Genomic DNA, 13,974 nt, shown 5'->3' with positions numbered 1-13,974 from the left:
CGTCGATCTCCTCGGCGAACTGCGGCCAGCGGGTCGAGATCGGGGTCCAGTCGGTATAGTGCGCCTCGATCCGGCCGAGGTAGGGCCGCTGCACGCCGAGGCAGAAGGCATGGTCCATCTCCTCGGTCTCGACGATGCCGGCCTTCGGATTGGCGAGCGCCCAGGCCATGCCGGCGAGGACCGCGCTCGTCACCTGCAGCCCCGTGGCGTTCTGGAACGGCGCGAGCCCGCGCGCCTCCTGGATCGAGAGCCGCGAGCCGTACCAGAGCGCGTTCCGCTCGTGCCCGTAGAGGAGCACCCCGAGATCGTCCGCCCCCCAGAGGATCTCGTTCTCGTCGAGGATCTTCAGCGTCTCCTGCACCCGCCCCGAGCCGAGCATCTCGTGCAGGCTGAGCACGGCCTGGTCGCAGGGATGGTAGGCATAGTGGCAGGTCGGCCGGTATTCCGGCGCGTCCCCCTCGCCTATGGTGAAATAGTCGGCGATCGAGATCGCCTCGTTGTGGGTGACGAGATAGCCGTACTGCGGCCCCGCCGCCGGCGTCCAGGTGTGCACCTTGGTGAGGATGCCGGGCGTGTCGAGATAGATCGCCGCCTTGCAGCCCTGCGCCTGGCGGTGGCCGTTGGGCGGGAACCAGCGCTCGTGCGTGCCCCAGCCGAGCTCGGACGGCTGGAAGCTCTCCGAGATGAAGCCCTCCGCCGACCAGGTGTTGACGAAGGTGCCGATCGGCTTCGCGTCGCGCCCGGCCTGGGTGTCGCGCTCGGCGATATGCACCCCCTTGACCCCCAGCCCCTGCATCAGCCGCGCCCAGCCGAGCCGGTCCTTCGGCGCCTCCGCCGGGCGCCCGAGGTCGGCCGCGAGCCGCAGCAGCGCCTCCTTGAGCAGCCAGGAGACCATGCCCGGATTGGCCCCCGAGCAGCTGACCGCCGTCGGCCCGCCCGGGTTCGCCCGCTTCTCCTTGCGCATCGTCTCGCGCAGCGCGTAGTTGGTGCGGTCGGCGTCGGCGAGCGAGAGGTCGAAGTAGTGCCCCTTCCACGGCTCGACCACGGTGTCGATGTAGAGGACGCCGAGCTCGCGCGTGAAGCGCATCAGCTCGAGCGAGCTCGTGTCGACCGAGAGGTTCACGCAGAACCCCCGCCCCTCGGGAAAGAGCTGGCCGAGGAGCGCGCGGTAGTTCTCCGGCGTCACCGCCCGGTGGATGAAGTGCACCCCCCGCTGCTCGAGGAAGGTCCGCTGGTCGTCGAGCGGGTCGATGACGTAGACCTGATGCGGGTCGTAGGTGAAGTGCCGCTCGATCAGCGGCAGCGTGCCGCGCCCGATCGAGCCGAAGCCGATGATGACGATGGGCCCCTCGATGCGCCCGTGGTTGGGATAGCTCGTCACCGCCTTCGCCCCTCGTCTCCGCCCCGGGCCCCGCCGCCCGGGCGAGACCTTGGCCGGGCGGCCTCGCGGGTGCAAGCCGCTTTCCCTCAGGCGGCCAGCGCGCGAATCCGCTCGAGGTCGCGGCGGAAGGCGAGAAAGGCCTTCCGCTTCTCCGCCTCCGCCGGGATGCGGAGCAGGTACGAGGGATGCACGGTGATATACCCCTGCCGGTTGTCGAAGCGCGCGGGCCCGCGGTTGGCGTTGATCGGCAGCGCCCTGCCGGCCAGCGCGAGGACCGCCGTGGCACCGAGCGCCACCACGACCCGCGGCCCGACGAGGTCGAGCTCCCGCTTCAGCCACCAGCGGTAGTGCGTCACCTCGCCGGCGGTCGGACGCTGATGCAGCCGGCGCTTCCCGCGCTGGACGTACTTGAAGTGCTTGACGGCGTTGGTGACGTAGCTGTCCTCCCGCCTGATGCCGGCCTCGGCCAGCGCCCGGTCGAAGATCTGCCCGGCCGGGCCGACGAAGGGGCGGCCCTGCAGATCCTCCTGGTCGCCCGGCTGCTCGCCGACGAAGGCGATGGCCGCGCCGACCGGCCCCTCGCCGAGGACGGCGCGGGTGCCGCCCTCGACCACCGGCGGGGCGGCGGCGATCAGGCGGTTCAGCTCCTCGAGGCTCTGCGGCTCAGGGTCGAGCGCGAGGCTCTTCTGTTCGGGCATGGCAGGTTCCTCCCTCTCCATCTCCGCAACGCGCGGACCCGCGAGCGCGATCCGGCGAGACGCTCAGCCGGCCAGCGGCCAACGGCCGAGGAGGACATGCCTTCCCCGGCCGACGAGGCTGCGCAGCAGCACGATCTCGCGGACGCGCCAGCCGATCGGGGCGATCGCCTGCTCGGGGAGCGGGACGCGGTCGTAGAGGAGCGTCATGTGCGGGGTCCAGGCGAGCGGCAGGGGCCGGGCCAGTCCCGCCTCCTCCAGAGCGTCGCCTAGCGCTTCGGCGAAGTCCAGCAGGCCACCCGAGCCGTCGTCGCCGAATACGACGAGGGGGCGGTTGCTGCGTCGGCCGAAGCTCGCCATCCGGTCGAAGGCGAGGTCGAACGCCGGCCAGCGCGGGTCGATCGCGGCCCCGGCGGCCGCTACGAGCTTCGCCAGCGGTCGCGCCGGGGCGAGGCCGAAGAGCGAGACGTGCAGGCGCTCGCACGGGATGGGTGGACCGGTGAGGCCGTGTTCCTGCGCGACGTCGCGCGCCAGTGCGACGGCCTGCGTCGCGGCCTCGGCGTCCGGGCGGATGGCGAGGAGGAAGCGGTCGGTGGTAGGAGCGGGCCGGAAGCCAGGGAAGGGGAGCTGGTCGGGCACGGGCGCCGGGGCCCCGGGTCAGACCGCCTCGCGGCGGAAGCAGTGGGCGGCGTGGTCGTTGACGATGCCGACGGCCTGCATCCAGGCGTAGACGATGGTCGGACCGACGAACTTGAAGCCGCGGCGCTTGAGGTCTTTCGAGATCGTCTCCGAGAGGGCGGTGCTCGCCGGCACGCTCCGGCCGTCGCCGCGGAGCGGCCGTCCGTCGGTGAAGGACCAGGCCCAGGCGGCGAAATCCTCGCCGCGCTCGGCCATGTCGCAATAGATGCGGGCACCGCCGATCGCGGCATCGATCTTGGCGCGGGAGCGGATGATGCCGGGGTCGGCGAGCAGGCGGGCGACGTCTGCCTCGCCGAAGCGCGCGACCGCCGCCGGGTCGAAGCCGGCGAAGGCCGCGCGCATGGTCTCGCGCTTGCGCAGCACGGTGATCCAGGCGAGGCCGGCCTGGAAGCCGTCGAGGACGAGCTTCTCCCAGAGCGCGCGCGCGTCGCGCTCGGGCACACCCCACTCGGTGTCGTGATAGATCTGCATCAGCGGGTCGGTCCCGGCCCAGGTGCAGCGGCTGTCCGGCGGCGGCTCGCCCATGCTCTTCCCCGTCGGATCGGATGGCCGGCCGGTCGCCCGGCCGGCCGACGCGTCAGGCCTCGCTCATGCCGGCCACGGGCTCGCGCGCCGCCCCGGCACGGACGGTTTCCTCGATCCGGCGGCCGGTCTCGGCGTCGATCTTCTTCCAGTAGTCGAAGACCCGGCTCAGCACCGGTTCGCGCACGGCGCCGATCAGCGAGCCGGCCACCGTCTCGACGAGGCCGGCGCGCTCGGCGGCGCTGAAGACCTCGCGCACCAGCGTGCCCGGCTGGCCGAAGTCGTCGTCCTCCGGGTGCAGCGTGTAGGCGCTGCGGACGAGCGCGCCGTCGGCCTCCCAGCCGTCGGCCACCGGGCCGGTCTCGTCGGCCCAGGACCGGCCGCCGCTGTTCGGCGCATAGGTCGGGGCGGCGCCGGAGTGACGGTAGGCCATGTGGCCGTCGAACTGGTAGCTGTTGACCGGCACCCGCGGCTGGTTGACCGGGAGCTGGTTGAAGTTGACGCCGATGCGGTTCCTCTGCGCGTCGTTGTAGGCGAAGGCGCGGCCGAGCAGCATCTTGTCCGGCGAGAGGCCGATGCCCGGCACGGTGTTGCCCGGCGAGAAGGCCGCCTGCTCGATCTCGGCGAAGAAGTTGGCCGGATTGCGGTTCAGCGTCATCGTGCCGACCGGAACCAGCGGATAGTCGTCGTGCGACCAGGTCTTGGTCAGGTCGAACGGGTTGAAGCGATAGGTCGCCGCCTCGGCGTAGGGCATGATCTGAACCGAGAGATCCCACGACGGGAAGTCGCCCCGGGCGATGGCGTCGAAGAGGTCGCGGCGGTGGAAGTCGGCGTCGGAGCCGGCCATCGCCTTCGCCTCCTCGTTGGAAAAGAACTCCATGCCCTGGCGGGTGTGGAAGTGGTACTTGACCCAGAAGCGTTCGCCGGCGGCGTTGACCCACATGTAGGTGTGCGAGCCGTAGCCGTTCATGTTGCGCCAGGTGCGCGGCAGGCCGCGGGGGCCCATGAGGTAGGTGACCTGGTGCGCCGTCTCGGGGTTGTTGGTCCAGAAGTCCCACTGCATGTGGTTGTCGCGCAGGCCGGAATCGGGGAGCCGCTTCTGGCTGCGGATGAAGTGGGGGAACTTCATCGGGTCGCGCACGAAGAAGATCGGCGTGTTGTTCCCGACGAGGTCGTAGTTGCCCTCGCTGGTGTAGAACTTGAGCGAGAAGCCGCGGACGTCGCGCCAGGTGTCGGGGCTGCCCATCTCGCCGGCGACGGTCGAGAAGCGGGCGAGCATGGGGGTCTCGGCGCCGGACTGGAAGAGCGCGGCGCGGGTGTAGGCGGAGACGTCGTGCGTCACCTTCAGGACGCCGAAGGCGCCGGCGCCCTTGGCGTGCGGCTGTCGCTCGGGGACCTTCTCGCGGTTGAAGTGAGCCATCTGCTCGAGGAAGTGCACGTCGTGCAGAAGGACGGGGCCGTCGGGCCCGACGGTCAGCGAGTTGCGGTCGCTCGGCACCGGGGCTCCGGTGCTCATGGTCGACGGATTGGCTGGATCGAACTTGTCGGTCATGCTGGTTCTCCTCAGGAGTGGTGCCACCGGTGCGGAATCATTCCCACTCGATGGTGCCGGGCGGCTTGGAGGTGATGTCGTAGGTAACTCGGTTGATCCCCTTGACCTCGTTGATAATTCTCGTCGCTGTCTCGGACAGGAATTCGTGGCTGAAAGGGTAATAGTCGGCGGTCATCCCGTCTACTGACGTGACGCCGCGGAGCGCGCAGACATGATCGTAGGTCCGCCCGTCGCCCATGACGCCCACGGTGCGCACCGGCAGCAGCACGGCGAAGGCCTGCCAGATGGCGTCGTAGAGGCCGTGGCGGCGAATCTGGTCGAGATAGACCGCATCGGCCTCGCGCAGGATGGCGAGCTTCTCGCGGGTGACGGCGCCCGGGCAGCGGATGGCGAGGCCGGGGCCGGGGAAGGGGTGGCGGCCGACGAAGCTCTCCGGCAGGCCGAGCTCGCGGCCGAGGGCGCGCACCTCGTCCTTGAAGAGCTCGCGCAGGGGCTCGACCAGGCGGAGGTGCATCCGCTCGGGGAGGCCGCCGACGTTGTGGTGGCTCTTGATGGTGACCGAGGGGCCGCCCGAGAAGCTCACGCTCTCGATGACGTCGGGATAGAGGGTGCCCTGGGCGAGGAACTCGGCGTTGCCAGCCTCCTTCGCGTGCTGCTCGAAGACCTCGATGAACAGGCGCCCGATGGTCTTGCGCTTCGTCTCCGGGTCCTCGACGCCTTCGAGGGCGGTGAGGAACCGCTCGCTCTCGTCGGCATGCACGAGCGGGATGTTGTAGTGGTCGCGGAACAGGCTGACGACCTCCTCCGCCTCGCCCTTCCGCATCAGGCCGGTGTCGACAAAGACGCAGGTGAGCTGCTCGGCGATCGCCTCGTGGATGAGGACGGCGGCGACGGAGGAATCGACCCCGCCCGAGAGGCCGCAGATGACCCGGCCCTTGCCGACCTGGGCACGGATCGCCGCGATCGCCTGGTCCTTGTAGGCGGCCATGGTCCAGTCGCCGGTGAAGCCCGCGAGGTCGGTGAAGTTCTTCAGGATCGTCTTGCCGTTCGGGGTGTGGTGCACCTCGGGATGGAACTGGACGGCGTAGAAGTGGCGCGCGGGGTCGGCGGTGATGGCGAAGGGAGCGCCGGGGGAGGTGCCGATGACGGAGAAGCCGGGGGCGAGCGCGGTGACGCGGTCGCCGTGGCTCATCCAGACCTCCTCGCGGCCGGTCTCGAAGAGGCCGGCGAAGAGCGGGTCGCGGGTGTCGGTGGGGGTGACGAAGGCGCGGCCGAACTCGGCGGCGTGGCCGGCTTCGACACGGCCGCCGAGCTGGGCCATCATCGTCTGCTGGCCGTAGCAGATGCCGAGGACGGGGACGCCGAGGGTGAAGATCCCGGGCGCCGCGCGCGGGCTGTCCGGGTCGGTGACGCTGGCCGGGCCGCCCGAGAGGATGACGGCCTGCGGACGGAAGGCGGCGAGGAAGGCGGCGTCGACCTTCTGGTAGGGATGGATCTCGCAGTAGATGTGCGCCTCGCGCAGGCGGCGGGCGATCAGCTGGGTGACCTGGCTGCCGAAATCGACGATGAGCAGGCGCTGGTGATCGGGGGCGTTCGACATGCCTCCGAATAGGGCGCGGCCGGCCGATAGGCAAGCGAAGGCGCGGCCCGGCCGGGCGGGGTGTCGTCGGCGGACGCTGCGGCGGCGGAATCGGCCGGACGGAGCCGCGGCCGGGGGGGTAGAAGCGGGATCGGGATCTCTCGGGAGGAGCATGCCATGAGCGAAGCCACAGCCGGGGCCGGGACGGCCGGGCGTCAGCGCCGGGGCGGGGGCGGGGCGGCGCGGCGGGCCGAGCGCAGCGCGCACCGGGTCGAGGCGGCGCCCTACATCCGGCGGCGGATCCCGAACTACGAGATCCTCGACGAGGAGGGGCTGGCGCTGATCGAGGCGAACGCCGAGACGGTGCTCGAGGAGACCGGCGTCCGCTTCGCCGACAACGAGCCGGCGCTGGCGCTCTGGCGCGGCGCGGGGGCGGACGTGCGCGGCGACCGCGTGCACCTGCCGCGGGGGCTGGCGCGCAGGCTCTGCGCGACGGCGCCGCGGGAGTATGTGCAGCACGCGCGCAACCCGGAGCGCAACGTCACGATCGGTGGCAGGAACCTCGTGCTGGCGCCGGTCTACGGGCCGCCCTTCGTGCGCGACATGGAGAGGGGGCGGCGCTATGCGACGATCGAGGATTTCCGCAACTTCGTGAAGCTCGCCTATGTCTCGCCCTGGCTGCACCATTCCGGCGGCACGGTCTGCGAGCCGACCGACATCGCGGTCAACAAGCGGCACCTCGACATGCTGCTCGCGCACATGACGCTGTCGGACAAGCCGTTCATGGGCAGCGTCACCGAGGCGGCGCGGGCGGCCGATTCGGTCGAGATGTGCCGCGTCCTCTTCGGGGCGGAGAACGTCGGCCCGAACTGCTACATGACGAGCCTCATCAACATCAACTCGCCGCTCACCTTCGATTCGGTGATGATGGGCTCGCTCGAGGTCTATGCCCGCGCCGGGCAGGCGGTGCTCGTCTCGCCCTTCATCGTAGGCGGCGCGATGGCGCCGGTTAGCGTGGCGGGCACGCTGACCCAGCTCCTGGCGGAGGCGATGGCGGGGATCGCCTATGCGCAGCTGGTGAACCCCGGCTGCCCGGTGATCTTCGGCGCCTTCGTCACGTCGATCGACATGAACTCGGGGGCGCCGACCTTCGGCACGCCCGAGGCCTCGAAGATCCTCTGGGGGGCGGGGCAGCTGGCCCGGCGGCTGAACCTGCCGTTCCGCTCGGGCGGAGCCCTCTGCGGCTCGAAGCTGCCCGACGCGCAGGCGGCCTACGAGAGCGCCAACACGCTGCAGGCGGCGCTCGTCGGCGGCGTCAACTTCATGCTGCACGCCTGCGGCTGGCTCGAGGGCGGGCTCGTCTCCGGCTACGAGAAGTTCGTGCTCGATGCCGACCAGCTCGGCGTGCTGCATTCGCTGGCCGAGGGGATCGACCTCTCGGAGAACGGCCAGGCGATGGACGCGATCCGCGAGGTGGGGCCGGGCGGGCATTTCCTCGGCTGCGCCCACACCCAGGCGAACTTCAAGGACGCCTTCTGGCGCAGCCAGGTGTTCGACTACCGGCCGTTCGAGACCTGGGCCGAGGCGGGAGAGCCCGATTCGATGAGGCTGGCCAATACGCGGGTGCGCAGGATGCTCGCCGACTACGAGCCGCCGGCGATCGATGCCGGTGTCGTCGAGGCGCTCCAGGACTACGTCGCGCGGCGGAAGGCGTCGGAGCCGGACGCCTTCGGCTGACCGTGGACGGGGGGAGCGCCGGCCTCGGGGAGCCCGCAAGGGGCTCCCGCTCGGCCGGCGCTTGGCGGTCGGCCGCCTTTGCGGCCTCCCTCCGGCGGAAAGCGGCCGCAAGCGGCCGCTTGAGTCAGTCGTTCTCCCCGCCTGTTGGCGGGGCCCCTCGTCTGCTCGATAGGGTTTCAAGCCAGTATGAAATCCTCGGGGAGGGACGCGCCGTTCCGGCTCGCCCCCCCACCGTCTCCCCGCCGCACCGGTGCGGCGGGGAGACGGTGCGGGCGCGGTACGCGGGGCACGGGCCGGCCGTCAGTTGCCTAGCGCCTGCCGGATCGCCTCGTCGGCGCGCTTCACCGCGCTGTCGAGCGCCTGCTGCGCGTCCTGCTCACCGGCGAGCATCTTCTCGAATTCCTCGTTCTGGATGTCGCGCACCTGTGGGAGGTTGACGAGGCGGACGCCCTTGGAGTTCTCGGTCGGGGCCTTGCCCATCATCTGCAGGATCGGCGTCTCGCGGCCGGGGTTGTCGTCGTAGAAGCCCGAGGCCTTCGTCGCCTCGTAGGCGGCGAGGGTCACCGGCAGGTAGCCCGAGGTCTCGTGCAGATACTGCTGCACCTCCGTCTGCGAGAGATATTCGAAGAAGGCGGCGATGCCGGCGTAGGTCGCGTCGGGCTTGCCGCCGAAGACCCAGAGGCTCGCGCCGCCGGGGATGGTGTTCTGCGGCGCGTTCGGGGCGGCGCTGTCGTAGGGCAGCTGGCCGATGCCGTAGTTCATGCCCGACTTCACGATGTCGCCGAGGCCGCCCGAGCTCTCGGTGAAGATGCCGCACTCGCCGGCGAGGAAGATCTGCTTCGCCTCGGAGGTGCGGCCGCCGTACTTGAAGGTGCCGTCCCTGGCGAGGTCGGCGATGGCCTGGAAGTGGTCGACGAAGATCGGCGCGTTGATCCCGAGCTCGACGTCGGAGCCGGCGAGGCCGTTCTCGTTCGTGCCGTAGGGCACGTCGTTCCAGGCGGCGAAATTCTCGAGGTGGATCCAGGTCAGCCAGGTCGAGGTGAAGCCGCAGGGGGCGGCGCCCGATTCCCTGATCTGCTTCGCCGCCTCGAAGACCTCGCTCCAGGTCTTCGGCGGGTTGTCGACGTCCAGGCCGGCCTTCTCGAAGATGTCCTTGTTGTAGTAGAGGATCGGCGAGGAGGAGTTGTAGGGGAAGGAGAGCATGGTGCCGTCGGGCGTCGAATAGTAGGCGACGATGCCGGGCAGGTACTGGCTCTTGTCGAAGTCGGGCAGGATCTCGGCGACCGGCTTGATCGCCCCCTGGGCGGCCATCATCACGCCGGTGCCGACGTCGAAGACCTGGATGATGTCGGGGGCCTGGCCGGCGCGGAATGCGGCGATGCCGGCGTTCAGCGTCTCGGGATAGGTACCCTTGAAGACCGGCAGCACCTTGTAGTCGGACTGGCTGGCGTTGAAGTCGTCGGAGATCTTCTGCACCACCTCGGCGTTGGCGCCGGTCATGGCGTGCCACCAGCTGATCTCGGTCTGCGCCAGCGCGGGCGTGCCGAGGGCCGCCGCGAGGGCGGCGGCGGCGATGAGGGTCGGCTTCACGGTCATCGGGTTCTCCCTTCCATCGGCGCACGGGCGGCTTCTGGCGGCGCGCTTGCGTGACGATCCCTTGTGGCGGCCATCGTCATGCACATGGGCCGGGCCGGCAAGCCCCTACCGGCGTCCTCGGCGACCTTCGTAGGCGGTCCTGCCCTCAGAGCGGGCGGCCGCGGAGGAGGACCGGCAGGTCGCCGGTGGCGCCGGCGGCCTCGGCGATCAGCGTGCGGCGGAGGGCGGGCAGGCGGGCGACGGCGGCGAGGCCGAGGCCGCGGCCGAGGCGCAAGAGCGGGTTGTCGTTGGAGAAGAGCCGGTTCAGTCCGTCGGTCATCGCCGCCATGGCGGTGATGTCGAAGCGCCGCCAGCGGGCGTAGCGGGCGAGCACGTCCGCCGCGCCGATGTCCTCGCCCCGCCGGTGCGCCGTCACCAGCACCTCGGCCAGCGTGGCCACGTCGCGCAGCCCGAGGTTGAGCCCCTGCCCGGCCAGCGGGTGGATGCCGTGGGCGGCGTCGCCGACGAGCGCCAGCCGCGCGTCGGTCAGCCGCTCGGCGAGCGAGAGGGCGAGAGGATAGCTGTAGCGCCCCCCGGCGAGGCCGATCTCGCCGAGGAAGTCGCCGAAGCGCGGGCGGAGCTCGGCGAGGTAGCCGGCCGCGTCGAGGCGGGAGATGGCGGCGGCGCGCTCGGTCGTCTCGGTCCAGACGATCGAGGAGCGGTTGCCGGGCAGCGGCAGGATGGCGAGCGGCCCCGCCGGCATGAAGAACTGGTGCGCGATGCCGCGGTGTGGCCGTTCGTGCTCGATGGCGCAGACGAGCGAGCTCTGCCCGTAGCCGCGCCCGCGCCGGGCGATCCCCGCCCGCCGCGCCACCTGGCTGTCGCGCCCGTCGCAGGCGACGAGGAGCGCGCCGGACAGCTCGGCGCCGTCGGCGAGCGTCACGTTGGCGCGGCCGGACCCGGTCGCCTGGCCGACGACGGCGACGCCGTTCCGCGTCCCGACCAGCGGCTCCGCCTCGACGGCGGCGGCGATGGCGGCGCGCAGGAAGCGGTCCTCGACGATGTGGCCCATCGGGCCCTCGTCGATCTCGTTGCCATCGAAGTGGAGCCAGAAGCGCCCGGCGCCCTCGCCGGCGCGGCCCTGGCTGATCCTGATCTCGCTGATCGCCTGCGCCTTGGGCGCGATCCCCGGCCAGAGCCCGAGCGCCTCGAGCATCCGCCGCGAGGCGAGCGCCAGCGCATAGGCGCGGCCGTCGAACTCCGGGTCGGCGCGGACCTCGGCCGGGCGCGCGTCGAGCACCAGGCTGGAGATCCCGCCCTGGGCGAGCGCCAGCGCCAGCACCGGGCCGTTCAGCCCGCCGCCGACGATCAGAACGTCGCAATCCTTCGCCATCGCCCGGTCCCCTTCCCTGCCCGAGTATCCGCCCGGCTTGCCGATTGTCCAGCCGCGCCCGGCTCGGCTAAGCTCGCCGGCAAAAGGGGAGAGCGATGTCGGAGACCTGGCTCTGGATGACGGCGGCCGAGCTCGGCCGCGGGATCGGCGACGGCGCCATCGACGCGCGCGAGCTGACCGAGGTCTATCTCGCCGCCATCGACAGCCACCCCGAGGCGCCCGGCATCTATGCCCGCATCACCCCCGAGCGCGCCCGCGCCGAGGCCGCCGCCGCCGCCGGCCGCGCCGAGGCGGGCGTCCGCCGCGGCCCGCTCGACGGGGTGCCGGTCAGCTGGAAGGATCTCTTCGACACGGCGGGCGTCGTCACCGAGGCGGGCTCGGGGCTGCTGCGCGGCCGCGTGCCGGAGAGCGACGCGCGCGTGCTGGCCGCCGCCACCCGCGCCGGGCTGGTCTGCCTCGGCAAGACGCATATGACCGAGCTCGCCTTCTCCGGCCTCGGGGTCAATCCGGTGACCGCGACGCCGCCCAACATCAACGATCCCGAGCTGGTGCCGGGCGGATCCTCCTCGGGCGCCGCCGCCTCGGTCGCCTTCGGGCTCGCCGCCGCCGGCATCGGCTCGGACACCGGCGGGTCGGTGCGGGTGCCCTCGGCCTGGAACGACCTCGTCGGGCTCAAGACCACCCATGGCCTGCTGTCGCTCGAGGGGGTGGTGCCGCTCTGCCCGCGCTTCGACACGGTCGGGCCGCTCTGCCGCTCGGTCGAGGACGCGGCGCTGCTCCTCGCCGCGATGGCGGGCACGCCGGCGATCGACCTCGCCGGCGCGTCGCTCGAGGGCGGCCGGCTCGCCATCCTCGACACCTCGGCGATCGGCCCGACCCGCAGCGGCCCGCAGACCGCCTTCGAGGCCGCCATCGGGCGCATCGCCGCGGCGGGCGCGCGCATCGAGCCGCTCGCCTTCGCCGGGCTCGCGCCGATGTTCGCGCTCGCCCCCTGCCTCTTCGCCGCCGAGGCCTACGGCGTCTGGAGCGAGGCGATCGAGGCCGAGCCCGAGGCGATGTTCGCGCCCATCCGCGAGCGCTTCCGCGCCGGCAAGGGCTTCTCCGCCCCGGAGTATGTCGCCGGCTGGCGGCGGCTCGAGGCCATCCGCGCCGGCTGGGCCGAGGCGGCGGCCGGCTTCGACGCCGTGCTGCTGCCCACGGTCGCCAACCTCGCGCCCAACGCCGAGCGCTGCCTCGCCGATCCGGCGCATTTCGCCGAGGAGAACCTCCTCGCGCTGCGCAACACCCGCGTCGGCAACATGCTCGGCCTCTGCGCGCTGACCCTGCCCTCGGGCACCCCGGGCTGCGGCGTGATGGCGATGGGGGCACCGGGAGAGGAGGCGCGGCTGCTGCGGCTCGGCGCCGCGATGGAGCGCGCCCTCGCCTGACCCGGGCCGGCTTTGGCGCGGGACCGGACGCTTTCCCGCGCGGGACGAGAATGGCGATTGCCGCCTTGCGCGGTTCGGCTATCCTTGGGCCGTGGGGAAGGATGGGGAGATGATGGCAAGGACGACGGTCGCGACAGCCGCCCGGTGGGCGCTCCGGCGGGACGTCAGGTGGGCCGGTCATGGCTGAGCAGAGCCTCAGCCTGATCCTCGGCGGCGTCCGGTCCGGCAAGAGCCGGCACGCCGAGGCGCTGATCGAGGCGCATCCCTCGGCCTGGCGCTATCTCGCCACCGCCCAGCCGCTCGACGAGGAGATGGCCGAGCGGATCGCCGCGCACCAGGCCCGCCGCTCCGCCGGCTGGATCACCGTGGAGGCGCCGCTCGATCTCGCCGGCGCGCTCGCCGAGGCGCCGGACGGCCAGCCGGTGCTCATCGACTGCCTGACCATCTGGCTCAGCAACGTGATGCTCGCCGGCCGCGATCCCGAGGCGGAAGCCGACCGGCTCGCCGCCGCCCTCGCCCGGCCGCGCGGCCCCTGGATCGCGGTCGCCAACGAGGTCGGCCTCGGCGTCATCCCCGACAACGCCCTGGCGCGCCGCTTCTGCGACGCCGCCGGCCGGCTCAACCAGGCCATCGCGGCGACCGCCGACCATGTGGTGCTGATGGTGGCGGGCCAGGCGCTGCGCGTGCGATGAGCCCCGCGCCCCGTCCGAGCCCGTGGCGCGCGGCTCACCACAGGGCGACGGCCGCGACCGCCAGCCCGGCGATCAGCAGCCCGTCCGCCGCCCGGTAGAGCGCGAGCGCCCGCCGGATGTCCGCCGGCGCGAGCTCCCGCCGCCCGCCCTGCCCCATCACCGCGTCCTCGACCGCCACCCCGCCGTAGCGCCTCGGCCCGGCGAGCGCGAAGCCGAGCGCCCCGGCCATCGCCGCCTCCGGCCAGCCGGCGTTCGGCGAGCGGTGCCCGCGCGCGTCCCGCCGCACCGCCGCCCAGGCCCCGCCCGGCGAGGCGCCCGGCACCAGCCAGGCCGCCCCGACGAGAAGGAGCGCCGCCAGCCGCGCGGCCGGCAGGTTGACGAGATCGTCGAGCCGCGCCGCCGCCCAGCCGAAGGCGCGGTGCCGCTCGGTCCGGTGCCCGATCATGCTGTCGGCGGTGTTGATCGCCTTGTAGGCCGCCGCTCCCGGCAGCCCGAGGAGCGCCATCCAGAAGACCGGCGCCACCACGCCGTCGGCGAAGTTCTCCGCCAGGCTCTCGACCGCCGCCCGTGCCACGCCGGCCTGGTCGAGCGCCGCCACGTCCCGCCCGACGATCCGCGCGACCGCCGCGCGGCCCGCCTCGATACCGGCATCGAGGCCGGCATCGAGCCCGGCATCGAGCCCGTCCGCCACCGCCGCGACATGCGCCGCGAGGCTCCGCTGC

12 protein-coding genes are annotated in these 13,974 nt (G+C 72.3%); 3 read left to right on the top strand and 9 right to left on the bottom strand.

From position 1 onward, the window contains the following. The 6 genes from Q0112_RS18050 to guaA all read right to left on the bottom strand — a co-directional run. The coding region (locus Q0112_RS18050) for a homospermidine synthase (RefSeq protein WP_297977424.1) at window positions 1-1,381 on the bottom strand (1,381 nt) is incomplete at its 3' end. An 86-nt stretch (window positions 1,382-1,467) separates the two neighbouring features. Then, the gene (locus tag Q0112_RS18045; RefSeq protein ID WP_297977426.1) at window positions 1,468-2,130 is read right to left on the bottom strand and encodes a UdgX family uracil-DNA binding protein; all 663 of its coding nucleotides are present in this window, start codon (window positions 2,128-2,130) and stop codon (window positions 1,468-1,470) included. A gap of 12 nt (window positions 2,131-2,142) precedes the next feature. Beyond that, window positions 2,143-2,715, bottom strand: coding sequence for a 2'-5' RNA ligase family protein (locus Q0112_RS18040; RefSeq protein WP_297977422.1), 573 nt, complete (start codon window positions 2,713-2,715; stop codon window positions 2,143-2,145). Between the two features lie 18 nt (window positions 2,716-2,733). Then, window positions 2,734-3,300 carry a DNA-3-methyladenine glycosylase I gene (locus tag Q0112_RS18035; RefSeq protein WP_297977421.1) on the bottom strand — a complete coding sequence of 189 codons (567 nt, stop codon included), beginning with the start codon at window positions 3,298-3,300 and terminating at the stop codon, window positions 2,734-2,736. Window positions 3,301-3,352: 52 nt separating this feature from the next. Then, window positions 3,353-4,849 carry a catalase gene (locus tag Q0112_RS18030; RefSeq protein WP_297977420.1) on the bottom strand — a complete coding sequence of 499 codons (1,497 nt, stop codon included), beginning with the start codon at window positions 4,847-4,849 and terminating at the stop codon, window positions 3,353-3,355. 37 nt (window positions 4,850-4,886) lie between these two features. Further along, entirely contained in the window at window positions 4,887-6,449 is a 1,563-nt protein-coding gene (gene guaA / locus Q0112_RS18025; protein ID WP_297977418.1) for a glutamine-hydrolyzing GMP synthase, read from the bottom strand. Window positions 6,450-6,605: 156 nt separating this feature from the next. Between guaA and Q0112_RS18020 the strand changes: the two genes are divergently transcribed. Then, window positions 6,606-8,165, top strand: coding sequence for a trimethylamine methyltransferase family protein (locus Q0112_RS18020; RefSeq protein ID WP_297977416.1), 1,560 nt, complete (start codon window positions 6,606-6,608; stop codon window positions 8,163-8,165). 300 nt (window positions 8,166-8,465) lie between these two features. Here the strand turns inward: Q0112_RS18020 and ugpB are convergent, their stop codons facing one another. Further along, complete coding sequence (gene ugpB / locus Q0112_RS18015; protein WP_297977414.1) at window positions 8,466-9,761, bottom strand: sn-glycerol-3-phosphate ABC transporter substrate-binding protein UgpB; 1,296 nt, start codon at window positions 9,759-9,761, stop codon at window positions 8,466-8,468. Between the two features lie 145 nt (window positions 9,762-9,906). Then, a complete protein-coding gene (locus tag Q0112_RS18010; protein WP_297977412.1) occupies window positions 9,907-11,133 on the bottom strand; it encodes a UbiH/UbiF/VisC/COQ6 family ubiquinone biosynthesis hydroxylase in 1,227 nt (408 codons plus the stop codon). A 95-nt stretch (window positions 11,134-11,228) separates the two neighbouring features. On the opposite strand from Q0112_RS18010, the gene Q0112_RS18005 reads away from it, so the two are divergent. After that, complete coding sequence (locus tag Q0112_RS18005) at window positions 11,229-12,560, top strand: amidase (protein ID WP_297977410.1); 1,332 nt, start codon at window positions 11,229-11,231, stop codon at window positions 12,558-12,560. A 179-nt stretch (window positions 12,561-12,739) separates the two neighbouring features. Further along, window positions 12,740-13,252, top strand: coding sequence for a bifunctional adenosylcobinamide kinase/adenosylcobinamide-phosphate guanylyltransferase (gene cobU / locus Q0112_RS18000; protein ID WP_297977408.1), 513 nt, complete (start codon window positions 12,740-12,742; stop codon window positions 13,250-13,252). A gap of 34 nt (window positions 13,253-13,286) precedes the next feature. Here the strand turns inward: cobU and Q0112_RS17995 are convergent. Next, the coding region (locus Q0112_RS17995; RefSeq protein ID WP_297977407.1) for a CobD/CbiB family cobalamin biosynthesis protein at window positions 13,287-13,974 on the bottom strand (688 nt) is incomplete at its 5' end.

It is taken from the genome of uncultured Amaricoccus sp. (genome assembly GCF_937858865.1).
Classification (GTDB): domain Bacteria; phylum Pseudomonadota; class Alphaproteobacteria; order Rhodobacterales; family Rhodobacteraceae; genus Amaricoccus.
Note: the sequence above shows the minus strand (reverse complement) of the source record. Positions and strands in the feature narration are given on the sequence as shown.

Coding starts and splice junctions, on each gene's coding strand:
- cobU (WP_297977408.1), top strand. CDS start 12,740: ATGGCTGAGCAGAGCCTCAGCCTGATCCTCGGCGGCGTCCGGTCCGGC.
- Q0112_RS18035 (WP_297977421.1), bottom strand. CDS start 3,300: ATGGGCGAGCCGCCGCCGGACAGCCGCTGCACCTGGGCCGGGACCGAC.
- Q0112_RS18005 (WP_297977410.1), top strand. CDS start 11,229: ATGTCGGAGACCTGGCTCTGGATGACGGCGGCCGAGCTCGGCCGCGGG.
- ugpB (WP_297977414.1), bottom strand. CDS start 9,761: ATGACCGTGAAGCCGACCCTCATCGCCGCCGCCGCCCTCGCGGCGGCC.
- guaA (WP_297977418.1), bottom strand. CDS start 6,449: ATGTCGAACGCCCCCGATCACCAGCGCCTGCTCATCGTCGATTTCGGC.
- Q0112_RS18030 (WP_297977420.1), bottom strand. CDS start 4,849: ATGACCGACAAGTTCGATCCAGCCAATCCGTCGACCATGAGCACCGGA.
- Q0112_RS18010 (WP_297977412.1), bottom strand. CDS start 11,133: ATGGCGAAGGATTGCGACGTTCTGATCGTCGGCGGCGGGCTGAACGGC.
- Q0112_RS18020 (WP_297977416.1), top strand. CDS start 6,606: ATGAGCGAAGCCACAGCCGGGGCCGGGACGGCCGGGCGTCAGCGCCGG.